Raw genomic sequence first — 11112 nt, forward strand, 5'->3', positions numbered from 1 at the left:
GTCGGTCGTGTGAATCTTTGTGTTCCCCCGCGAAGGCGGGGGTCCATCTCCGGCCCGTGCCATACCGAACCTACAGGTGATGGGCCCCCGCCTTCGCGGGGGAACAGTTCAAAGGCGTGCGACCAGGACTTTTCCGACCCGCTTCACGGCACAACAACATTAAAGCGTGGGTCGGCGGGCGGATGCATCGCGAACCAGCTCAGGAAAGCCATCCGGTCGCCGTCGATCCGAATCGCGCCCGATTGCATCAGCGCCGGAAACTGCGCCTGCCCCAGCATCACATCGTCGAGCGTCTTGCGGTCGAGCGTCACCGTCGCGGTCGGCGCGGGATCGGTGACACCGTATCGCGGCACCTCGACCCCGCCGCCGACGACGATCGCCACCGTCTCCTTGCTGTCGGGCAGCACGAACTGGAACGTGCCGTTCAGCGCCGCGCCCCTGGCCGCATCGAAGCGCGTCGCCAGCGCGTCGAAAAACACCGCGGTCGGGATCGCGCTGACGAAGCTGCGGCTTTGCCCGTTGCCGGTGACATTGTCGATCGCTGTACCGCGCAGCGTCGCCGCGGCGGCGAGATAATAGTTCCGCCACGCCCCTGATTCGGCCTGATAGCCCATCTGGTCATAGGCCGACGCCAGCGCGCCGCGCGCCGACTGGTTATCGGGCTCGGCAAACACCAGCTTGTTCAGCAATTCCGCCGCCCAGCGATATTCGCCCGCCGCGATAGCCGCACGGCCCGCGGCCAGCAGCTTGTCGGCGCCGCCCGCCAGCGCGACATATTTGGGCGCCGATGCTTCGGGAGGCAGCGGATTGAAATTCGCCGGATTGCCGTCCCACCAGCCGAAATAGCGCTGGTACACCGCCTTCATGTCGTGATTGACCGTGCCATAATAGCCGCGCGCGCTGAAATCGCGCGCCTGCCCCGGCGCCTCGGGGGTCGCATCGGCGAGTTCGTGCAGCGTCGCGCCGCGGTTGGCGAGGAACAGGGTGCGGTCGTGGACATAACGATAGATGTCGCGCTGGCTGGTCAGCAGCGCCGATACCGCGTCCGCCCCCCATGTCGGCCAATGGTGCGACGCCAGCGCGACCTCCGCCTTGCCGCCCCATTTCAGCAAGGTTGCGTCAATCACCTTCGACCAGTGCAGCGCATCGCGCACCTGCGCCCCGCGCAGGGTCAGCACATTGTGCAGCGTGCGGGTGACGACCTCCGTCGTGTGCAGCGCCTTGTAGGCGGGGATGTAAAAGACGAACTCCGACGGCGCCTCGGTCCCCCCGGCGTCGAGGATATCGAACGCCAGCCCGTCGATATTGAGCGTGCCGCCCGCCGTGCCCACCGTCTCGGTCGGCTCCATATAGCCGATCGTTCCCGACGACAGTTTCGGACCCAGGCCGGTATCGACCTGTCCCGCGGGTCCCGGCGGCAGGATCGCGCCGAACATATACAGCGCGCGCCGCCCCATTGCGGTTCCCGCCAGCACATTTTCGGCGGTCGCTTCTTCGGAAAAGCCGTGCGGGGCGATGATGCGGATCTTGTCGCGCTTGACCTGTTCGGGCGTCACGATGCCGCCGACGCCGCCGAAATGGTCGCTGTGGCTGTGCGAAAAAATCACCGCCTTGATCGGTCGCTGGCCCGATTTGGCCTCGACCGTATCGGCGAACAATTTCCAGCTCACCGCGGCGGCTTCCTCGGTCAGCAGCGGGTCGACGATAATCCACCCGCTCTTGCCGCGGATGATCGTCATCACCGAAATATCATAACCGCGCACCTGCCAGATCTTGTCCGGCACCACTTCGAACAAGCCGTGCACCGCGTTCAGCCGCGCCTGCCGCCACAGCGACGGGTTCACCGTGTCGGGTGCCTCTTTCGCGTCGAGGAAGGCATAGGGCCGCCGGTCCCACACAGTCTTGCCATTCTTGTCCAATATGACCCCGCCCGGAATCTCGGCCAGCTTGCCGCGCAGCACATTGGCCTCGTCGCGCGGGTCGCTCAGCGGCAGGCGCGCCGCAATCTCGGCTTGCGCCGCGCGCGTCGCGTCGCTTGCGGCGTCCTGCGCGATCGCGGCAAAGGGCAGGGCGCTGGCGAGCAGCAGGGCGGTCCATCGGTGCATATCGTTTCTCCCCCATATTTTGACGCCAGCTTGCGCCGCACGTCAGCGCTTGGCAAGCATCGCTGCATGACCGACGCACCCGCGCTCCTGATCGTCTGGCACAGCCGCACCGGCGGCAGCGAAGCGCTGGCGCGCGCCGCCGCCGAAGGGGCCGGGGGCGCGGGGCAGCTCGTCCGCGCCGAGGACGTCACGCCCGATCGTCTCATCGCCGTGGGCGGCTATCTCTTCATCGGCCCCGAAAACCTCGCCGCACTATCGGGCGCGATGAAGGAGATGTTCGACCGCTGCTATTACCCCTGCCTCGGTCGGATCGAAGGCCGCCCCTATACGACGATCATCTGCGCCGGGTCCGACGGCGAAAACGCCCAGCGCCAACTCGACCGCATCGCGACCGGCTGGCGGCTGAAACGCGTCGCCGAGAGGGTAATCGTCAACACCGCAGCCCAAACCCCCGAAGCAATCCTCGCGCCCAAAACGATCGCGCCGGACCGTCTGGCCGAAGCACGCGATCTGGGCGCCGCGCTGGCCGAGGGGCTGGCAGCGGGCATTTTTTGAGGCGCGCGATGGCGGCTTTGGGGTGGGAGCGGACGGAGCCGATCCTCCCCGGAACGGGGAGGGGGACCAGCGAAGCTGGTGGAGGGGCACCATCGGTTTGTCTTGCCGCCGAAGTAGTGCGCCCCTGCTACGTTCCCGGAACGCTTGGTTCTTCTCGCCCAGCGCCGCGTAAACCGCCGGTGCCCCTCCACCACCCTTCGGGTGGTCCCCCTCCCCCGGTGGGGGAGGATTGGCTACGTCCGCAATCGGTCGTTTTCTGACATTCGTCACCCCGGACTTGATCCGGGGTCCATTAGGTCAGGCACCGCCCGCCACTGCGAGGGCGTATGGATCCCGGGTCAAGCCCGGGATGACGATGAAATGAAGGTTGGCCGCAGCGCGGAAGCCATCACCCGACGCGATGTTCGCCCTTCACCCAGCGCACCGTACCCGACGATGCGCGCATCACGACCGTTTCCGTCGTCATCACGCCGTCGCGGCGGCGCTTGACGCCCGACAGCAACGATCCATCGGTCACGCCGGTCGCGGCAAAAATGACGTCGCCCTTGGCCAGATCCTCAAGGTCATAGACGCGGTCGAGATCCTCGATGCCCCATTTCTTCGCGCGCTTGCGCTCGTCGTCGTTGCGGAACAGCAGGCGGCCCTTGAACTGGCCGCCGACGCAGCGCAGCGCCGCCGATGCCAGCACGCCTTCGGGCGCGCCGCCGCTGCCCATATAGATGTCGACATTGGTTTCGGGATTGGTCGTCGCGATCACCCCCGCGACGTCGCCGTCGGGGATCAGTGCGACGCCGCAGCCGATGCTGCGCAGCTCGGCGATCGTCGCTTCGTGGCGCGGACGGTCGAGCACGCACACGATGATCTCTTCAGGCTTGCAGCCCTTTTCGCGCGCGACCGCTTCGACATTTTCGCGCACGCTATTGTCGAAATTGACGATGTTCGGCGAATAGCCGGGGCCGACCGCCAGCTTGTCCATATAGACGTCGGGCGCGTTGAGCAGGCAGCCTTCCTCGGCGATCGCCAGCACGGCGAGCGCGTTCGGCCCGGCCTTGGCGGTGATCGTCGTGCCTTCCAGCGGGTCGACCGCGATGTCGATCTTCGGTCCCTTGCCCGGCGCATTGCCGACCTTTTCGCCGATATACAGCATCGGCGCTTCGTCGCGTTCGCCCTCGCCGATGACGATCGTGCCGTCCATGTACAGCGTGTTGAACGCGGTGCGCATGGCTTCGACCGCGGCAGCGTCGGCGGCTTTCTCGTCGCCGCGTCCGATCAGCTTCGCGGCGGCGATCGCCGCGGCTTCGGTGACGCGCACCATTTCGAGCACGAGCACCCGGTCGAGGTTGCTGCCGCTATTCGTCATGTCCGCTGATCTCCGTCATTTGATCTTGCCTTGTCGCCCGGCTTGGGCATGGTGCGCGCCATATGGCCGGTCGCTCCGCTTGTCGAGGATGCTTCGCCCGATTCGGAGCCGCTGTCGCGCTATTGTGCGTCATGCCCGTGACGGCCATGGCGCAGGTGCAGGGGCCGCCCGCGCCGCCGCCGCCGCGCAATGCCGAAACCGCCGCCGCCAATGCGAAAGAGCTGGTCGATCCGATCCGCCGCTGCAAACCCGCCGACGACGGGTCGATCAACGTGTGCGGCACCGATACCCAGCGCCACCGGCTGACCCCTGAATTGCGCGCGATCGGCAACGAGGGCCGCGAAGCGCCGCCGAAGCTGCCGCGCGCCGAGGCCAAGGCGATGAGCCTCGACAAGCTGCCCTATAATTGGGGGGCGATCGGCGGGCGAATGAAGCCCGGCCCCGAATATAACGCGCTCTACGAACAGGCGAAGCGTGCGACCGATCCCGCGACCGGCACCCCGCCGCCGCCCGAAGGCGAACGCTGAACCCCGCCCTGTGCTGCCATCACCGTAGCCCTGAGCTTGTCGAAGGGCGCTTCTCGGATGGGCGCCCCCTTCGACTGCCTTGCAGGCGCTCAGGACAGGCTTCGACAAGCGCAGGGATACGGTGATGGGGCACGTCAGGCGAAGATTTCGCTCGCCGCGACCTCGGGCTCGCTGGCGCGGTAAAGCCCCGCCGGGATCAGGATCTGGCCGAGGAAATAGAGCGCGAACAGCAGGATCCAGCCAAAGCTCATCAGTCTTTCAATCGTGCTGCCCGGCGTATTGTTCAGGATCACCGCGCCGTGGACGATGATCAGCCCGGTCGCTGCGATGCCATAGGGCAGGCCGTAGAGCAGGTAGAAACCGAACAGCCGCCACTGTGCGGTGCGGGTGCGCCGCCACGATTCGACGAAGGCCGCGAGCGGCTCGAGTTTGCCGCGCCCGCCCATGATCGCACCGGCAAGGCAGAGGCGCGCCGCGATCCAGCTACCGACGAGCGCGACGAGCAGGCGGTAAAGCGCGACGACGATGTCGAGCGCCCCGCCGGTGCCGAACAGCGCGTCGGGTCCCAGCGCGAACAGCGGCAGCGCCGAGGCCAACCCGAACAGGATCGCGAGCACCAGATTGGCGAGCAGATAGGCGACGCCCGCGACCATCCCGTACATCACTTCGGACAGATAGCCTTCGCGGAGTTCTGCCTGAAGGCCGTTCCACGCCGCCAGCATCGCGCCTGCAACGATCACCGCGACGATGCCGAGCAGATAGAGCGGGCCGGTTATCGATCCGCCGACGCGGTAGGTCCAGGGATCGGACAGGATCGCCATCACCGCGCGCAGGCTGAAGATCGGTTCGCTCGACAGCAGCAGGAAGGGGACGACCACCCCGATCGCGACATAGACCGCCAGCATATTGCGGCGCGCGGTCGCCAGCGCCCACGCCTCGGCCAGCCCGCGCCGGATTTCGATGTCCATATTTGCCCCCTGCTCCCCGCCACCGGGGTAACAGCGCGCGCGGCGATTTCAAGCCGGGTTACAGCGCCAGGATCGGCATCAGCATCGGCGTCCCGACGACATGGTCCGACCCCGCGAGGATCGCGAGCGCCGCGTGGATCGCGCTTGCCGGTCCTTCGTGGGTGACCAGCACGATGACGACGCCATCCTCTTCATCGGTGCCGCGCTGGATAAAGCTTTCGATCGAGACCCCGGCATCGCGCATGGCCGTGGCGATCTCGGCGAGCACGCCGATGCGATCCTCGACGATCAGGCGGACATAATGTTTGCCGATCCGCGCGCCCGCATCGGCGACCGGTGCCGCGTCGAGCGAATCGACGGGCATCGCAAAGGCGGGGCCATATTCGTCGCGCGCGATGTCGATGATGTCGGCGACGATCGCCGACGCGGTCGGGCCCGCCCCGGCGCCCGCGCCCTCAAAGAACAGCCGCCCGACAAAATTGCCCTCGGCGACGACGGCGTTCAGCGCGCCCGGGACATAGGCCAGCGGGTGATCGGCGGGGACGAGGCATGGCTGGACATGCTGGTACAGTCCGCTTTCGCCGCGTTCGGCCATGCCGATCAGGCGAACGCGGTGGCCGAGCGCTTCGGCCTCGCGAATATCGGCGGCGATCAGCCCGCGGATGCCGTCGGCTGCCACTGCGGCAATATCGAGCCGCGTGCCGAAGCACAGCGCCGCCAGGATCGACAGCTTGTGTGCGGCGTCGATGCCGTCGACGTCAAACGTCGGGTCGGCCTCGGCATAGCCTTCGGCCTGCGCGGCGCTGAGCGCATCGGCAAAGCTCGCCCCGTTCCGCTCCATTTGCGTCAGGATATAATTGCAGGTGCCGTTGAGGATGCCATAGACGCGCGCGATTTCGTTCGCCGACGCGCCTTCGCGGATCGCCTTGATCACCGGAATGCCGCCCGCCACCGCGGCTTCATATTTCAGCGGCGTGTCGCGCTCCTCGGCGATTCGCGCGAGACCCAGCCCGTGATGCGCGATCATCGCCTTGTTCGCGGTGACCAGCGCCTTGCCCGCGCCCAGCGTGTGGCGCGCGAGGGTGAGCGCCGATCCGTCGGCGCCGCCGATCATCTCGACGACGACATCGACATCGTCGGCGGCGACCAGCGCCTCCATATCATCTTCCCAGCGATAGCGCGAAAGGTCGATGCCGCGGTCCTTGTGCCGGTCGCGCGCCGACACCGCGACGATCTCGATCGCGCGCCCGGCGCGGCGGGCGATCAGGTCGCGGTTCGTTTCGAGCAGGCGCACGACCCCGCCGCCGACCACCCCGATTCCGGCGAGCGCGACGCGCAGCGGCGGACGGGGAGCGGTCGGGGCGGGATGGGGCGACATGCTGGACTCCGTATTTCAATGCGGAGCCGCGCCCCGCCGTTGCGAGCGCCCTATCGGCTTTTGCCATCGAAACAACCCCGGCGCAGCTAGGCGGCGCCCAAGCTGGCCTTTATCACCCTGCCGGTGCTTTGCGCGTCCGCGTACATTGGCCGAGCGCGCCGAGCACGATGCCATAGTCCGACGCGGCCTTGCGGCGATCCTCGGGCGCGGTGCCCGCCAGCTTGTTCAGCGGCAATTGCCGCGGCAGGCCGCAGGCGAGTCGGTACCAGGCCAGCGTCCCGCGCGCAGGCACCGCCGCCGATCCATCGACGATCTCGCCGAACGCCGCCGCCCAGCGCCGCGACCCGTCGGCGGCGGTCAATATGGTCAGCGACACCGGCTCGCCGGTGCTGGTATTCAGGAACAATTGCGTCTCGCCCTCGCCGGGCAAGGTGCCGGGGACGTGAAAGCCATTGGCAATGCCGGTGATCGCGGGCGGCGCGCCGGGTTTGACGAGTTCGGTCAGCACCGCGCGCAATTGCGCCTCGGTCGCCGCATCCCATGGCAATTGCGCATCGGGGGCGACCAGCCGGACGCTGCTGGTGCTGTTGCTGCCCGCCGCGGCGCCCGCGACGGGGCGGGCAAAGAGCAGGACCGGCGCCTTCTTTTTCAGCTTCTGCGGCTTGCCCTTGGCGTCCAGCGGCAGGTCGACCAGATAGGAAATGCGCGACGCCAGCGGACCGGCGCCGCGAATCAGGCTGACGACGTCGGCCTCGACATAGAATCGGCTTTGCCCCGCGCCGACGCCCGGCGCCTGCGCGGCTTTCAGCGCCACCGCGTTGTGGATGCGCGCGTGCAGCGCGATCGGCGCCGCGGTCGCCAGATCGGCGATGTCGGCATAGCTGTACGGGCTCGCCGCGGCGGTCGGCGGCGTCGGCTGCATCGCGGAAACGCCAGCGAATCCGGGGGTAAGGGCAAGAAGTCCGGCGATCATAGCCGATCGGTACACGCGCATGGTCGATTACTTTCCGTTGCTTTCGGTCAAATATGACACCGGTGGCGCCGTATCAGTCCCCATCATGGGACAAGCCACATTAACCGCTGATAAAGGGTTTGCGAACTCGGCGCCACCGCGATAGGACGGGCGACGAAGCGTCCGGTCAGAACATAATAAACCGAACGTAGCTCCGCCGGGTCTGTGGAACGCATCGGAATCATCCGAGCATTTGGCAACGGGACCCGTCGGGTGGGAATTGGTGTCAGGATGATCTAGCAAGGAGCGTCGTCCCTGAATGGCTTATGGTGATAATGTCGACCCTAAAAACAGGGTAGTGGCGATTGTCTTGGTTGGTCTGCTTACGGCGGTTCTGGGCTATGGCCTGGTCAACGGCCTGAATATCAGTATCGTCAAGAAACTCGCCGAAAAATTGGACGTGGTGGACGTGGAAGAGCCGCCGCCGCCGGAAGAGCCGCCGCCGCCGCCGCCGCCGGATAACCAGCTGCCGCCGCCGCCGCCGGTCGTGACGCCTCCGTCGCCGATCCCGCCGCCGGTCACGACCAACACGGTCCAGTCGGTGCCCAAGGCGCCGCCGACGCCGCCGCCGCCGGTCTATACGCCGCCTGCGCCGCCCGCGCCGCCGCCCGCGCCCGACCTCAGCCAGGCGGGTACGCCGCGCGGCAACCCCGGTCGCTGGGCGACGAACGACGACTATCCGGCGCGCGCCATGCGTGAAGAACGCGAAGGCACGACCGGGTTCCGCGTCACCTATGGCGTCGATGGCAAGATCACGTCGTGCGACGTGACGTCGTCGAGCGGCCATGCCGATCTTGACGCGGAAACGTGCAAGCTCATCCAGCGTCGTGGCCGCTTCAACCCGGGCAAGGACCGGGCGGGCAACCCCACGGGCGGAACTTACAGCAATCGTATCCGGTGGCAGATCCCGCGCTGATCCAGCGCGCGGTCGTCTGACTTCGAATTTACCAGAATTTCTTGAGAGGGAATATCCAACATGTTTAATCTGATCGCAAATGCCGCTGCTGCGGCGCCGGCACATGATGCAGGGCTCAGCCTGATGCCCGCTTCGATGTGCGTCAAGGAAGAGGGCGCCAGCCCCTATGGTATGATCCCCGCGCTGTGCGAGGGCGGCATCGTGTCGCAGGTCACCTTCCTGGTGCTGCTGATCATGTTCGTCGGCACGCTCTACATCCTGTTCACCAAGCTGTTCGAACAGAATAAGGTGATGAGCCAGGGCAAGGCGGTCGATGCCAATTTCTGGCGCGCCCCGACGCTGGCCGATGGTGCGGCGAAGCTCGAAAAGAACAGCGCCTATCGTCAGGTCGTCGAAGACGGCTTGCGCGCCAACGAAGAGCATAACAAGCTGACCGACCCCGTCGAAGCACACGACTGGATGCACGGCACGCTCGAGCGTTCGCAGAACCACATCAACTCGAAGCTGAACAGCGGCCTCGCCTTCCTCGCGACCGTGGGTTCGACCGCACCGTTCGTCGGTCTGTTCGGTACCGTTATCGGCATTCTGCGCGCGCTGGTGAAGATCGGTGCGTCGGGTCAGGCGTCGATCGACACCGTGGCCGGTCCGGTCGGTGAAGCGCTGATCATGACCGCGATCGGTCTGATCGTGGCGGTTCCCGCGGTGCTCGCGTTCAACTGGCTGCAGAGCCGCAACAAGGCGATCGCGCGCCGTCTGTCGACCTTCTCGAACGACGTGCTCGGTTCGATCATGTCGAACGGCCAGGTCAAGCCGGTCGTAACCGGTCCGGCACCGAAGGCTGCTGCTCCGGCTGCGGCCCCGAAGAAGGCCTGATCGGGCCGAAGGGATCCCTGCCTGCCGCAATAGTGGCAGGCGGGGTCCGCTGGACAGGGCGATACGCCGGTGGCGCACCGACCCGATGTCCGTGACAGAAATTTTGTGACAGGATACTGATCCTATGTCGATGAGTGTAGGCGACAAGGGCGGCGAAGACGCCCCGATGTCCGAAATCAACACGACGCCGCTGGTGGATATCATGCTGGTGTTGCTCATCATCTTCCTCATCACGGTTCCCGTGGTGCTGGAGACGGTGAACCTCGAACTACCCGACGTGGCGTTCGAAGTGACGACGACGAAACCCGAAAACGTGCTGCTGTCGATCCGTTCGGCGGACACCGACGGCGACGGCCTGCCCAATCCGGAAAGCACCGCTTGCGAAGTCTATTGGGGCCAGGCTCCGGTCGATTCGAAGCAATTGCTGGAACGCGGCCAGGCGAAACTCGAACAGCTGCTCGAGGATATCGGCGGCCCGCAGAACATCACCGAAGAAAACTTCCCCGAAGTGCACATCCGCGGCGACGTCAACACGCCGTATCAGTGCATCGGCGGGGTGATCTACACGATGCAATATGCCGGCTTCCAGAAGATCGGGTTCATTTCCGAACCGGCTGCTGGTTCGGGTACCGTTGGCCGCCTGTAACGGCGCCCGACGTTTAGGAATGAAGGAATAATCGCATGTCCATGGCAGTTGGAGAGCGCGACGACAATGAACCGATGATGGACATGAACACGACGCCGCTGATCGACGTCATGCTCGTGCTTCTCATCATGTTCATCATTACCATCCCGGTCCAGACCCACGCGGTGAAGATCGATCTGCCGGTGCCGACCGATGCCGAAAGCAACGTCGATCCGGAAAAGAACAAGGTGATGATCGACCCCGCCGGGACGATCACCTGGAACGGGACGCCGGTCGACCTGGCGCAGCTGGCGCAGTATCTGGAACAGACCAAGGCGCTGCCGGTCGAACCCGAACTGCAGGTCCAGCCTGACCCCTTCTCGCGCTATATCGTCGTCGACAATGTGATGGCGGTGATCAAGCGCAGCGGCGTTGGCAAGCTCGGCTTCGTCGGCAACGAACAATATGCCCGCGTCTTCTGATCTTTGATCAGCGCCGTTCGGCAAAACAGATGGGGCCGCGAAGCAATTCGCGGCCCTTTTCTTTTTGGGGTCGGCAAGCGTGAATGGCGAGGTTTGATCGCTTGCGGACGCAACCGATCCTCCCCCGCCGGGGGAGGGGGACCACCCGAAGGGTGGTGGAGGGGCACAGGCGGTTACCGCAGCGCCGGGCTGGAAGCGCCAAACTTTCGGGGAACGTGGCAGCGGAGCGCCGCTTCGATGGCAAGGCAAACCGATGGTGCCCCTCCACCAGCTTCGCTGGTCCCCCTCCCCGGAACGGGGAGGATCAGGAA

11 protein-coding genes are annotated in these 11112 nt (G+C 65.9%); 6 read left to right on the top strand and 5 right to left on the bottom strand.

Annotated features, from left to right (window positions below):
- Positions 1 to 143: 143 nt before the first annotated feature.
- Positions 144 to 2105 carry an alkyl/aryl-sulfatase gene (locus tag FFS18_RS03515; protein WP_137869771.1) on the bottom strand — a complete coding sequence of 654 codons (1962 nt, stop codon included), beginning with the start codon at positions 2103 to 2105 and terminating at the stop codon, positions 144 to 146.
- A gap of 66 nt (positions 2106 to 2171) precedes the next feature.
- Here FFS18_RS03515 and FFS18_RS03520 point away from each other — a divergent pair, with 66 nt between their 5' ends.
- Positions 2172 to 2660 carry a flavodoxin family protein gene (locus FFS18_RS03520; protein ID WP_137869772.1) on the top strand — a complete coding sequence of 163 codons (489 nt, stop codon included), beginning with the start codon at positions 2172 to 2174 and terminating at the stop codon, positions 2658 to 2660.
- A gap of 388 nt (positions 2661 to 3048) precedes the next feature.
- On the opposite strand, the gene glpX is transcribed toward FFS18_RS03520, so the two are convergent.
- A complete protein-coding gene (glpX, locus tag FFS18_RS03525) occupies positions 3049 to 4020 on the bottom strand; it encodes a class II fructose-bisphosphatase (RefSeq protein ID WP_137869773.1) in 972 nt (323 codons plus the stop codon).
- Positions 4021 to 4151: 131 nt separating this feature from the next.
- Here glpX and FFS18_RS03530 point away from each other — a divergent pair, with 131 nt between their 5' ends.
- Positions 4152 to 4547 (top strand): hypothetical protein, encoded by a 396-nt coding sequence (locus FFS18_RS03530; protein ID WP_249340273.1) that lies wholly within the window; start codon positions 4152 to 4154, stop codon positions 4545 to 4547.
- Positions 4548 to 4681: 134 nt separating this feature from the next.
- Here FFS18_RS03530 and FFS18_RS03535 read toward each other — a convergent pair whose 3' ends face one another.
- From FFS18_RS03535 to FFS18_RS03545, 3 genes are all read right to left on the bottom strand, one after another.
- Entirely contained in the window at positions 4682 to 5515 is an 834-nt protein-coding gene (locus tag FFS18_RS03535) for a hypothetical protein (protein WP_137869775.1), read from the bottom strand.
- Positions 5516 to 5573: 58 nt separating this feature from the next.
- Complete coding sequence (locus FFS18_RS03540) at positions 5574 to 6893, bottom strand: homoserine dehydrogenase (RefSeq protein WP_137869776.1); 1320 nt, start codon at positions 6891 to 6893, stop codon at positions 5574 to 5576.
- A gap of 112 nt (positions 6894 to 7005) precedes the next feature.
- Positions 7006 to 7815 carry a hypothetical protein gene (locus tag FFS18_RS03545; RefSeq protein WP_249340274.1) on the bottom strand — a complete coding sequence of 270 codons (810 nt, stop codon included), beginning with the start codon at positions 7813 to 7815 and terminating at the stop codon, positions 7006 to 7008.
- 349 nt (positions 7816 to 8164) lie between these two features.
- Here FFS18_RS03545 and FFS18_RS03550 point away from each other — a divergent pair, with 349 nt between their 5' ends.
- From FFS18_RS03550 to FFS18_RS03565, 4 genes are all read left to right on the top strand, one after another.
- The gene (locus FFS18_RS03550; protein WP_137869778.1) at positions 8165 to 8821 is read left to right on the top strand and encodes an energy transducer TonB; all 657 of its coding nucleotides are present in this window, start codon (positions 8165 to 8167) and stop codon (positions 8819 to 8821) included.
- 60 nt (positions 8822 to 8881) lie between these two features.
- A complete protein-coding gene (locus FFS18_RS03555) occupies positions 8882 to 9694 on the top strand; it encodes a MotA/TolQ/ExbB proton channel family protein (protein WP_232014753.1) in 813 nt (270 codons plus the stop codon).
- Positions 9695 to 9818: 124 nt separating this feature from the next.
- Positions 9819 to 10340 (top strand): ExbD/TolR family protein, encoded by a 522-nt coding sequence (locus tag FFS18_RS03560; protein ID WP_120217832.1) that lies wholly within the window; start codon positions 9819 to 9821, stop codon positions 10338 to 10340.
- A gap of 35 nt (positions 10341 to 10375) precedes the next feature.
- Complete coding sequence (locus FFS18_RS03565; RefSeq protein WP_120217833.1) at positions 10376 to 10801, top strand: ExbD/TolR family protein; 426 nt, start codon at positions 10376 to 10378, stop codon at positions 10799 to 10801.
- Positions 10802 to 11112: the final 311 nt, after the last annotated feature.

Origin of the sequence: Sphingopyxis sp. 2PD, assembly GCF_005503695.1 — a bacterium.
In the GTDB taxonomy this organism is placed as follows: Bacteria; Pseudomonadota; Alphaproteobacteria; order Sphingomonadales; family Sphingomonadaceae; genus Sphingopyxis.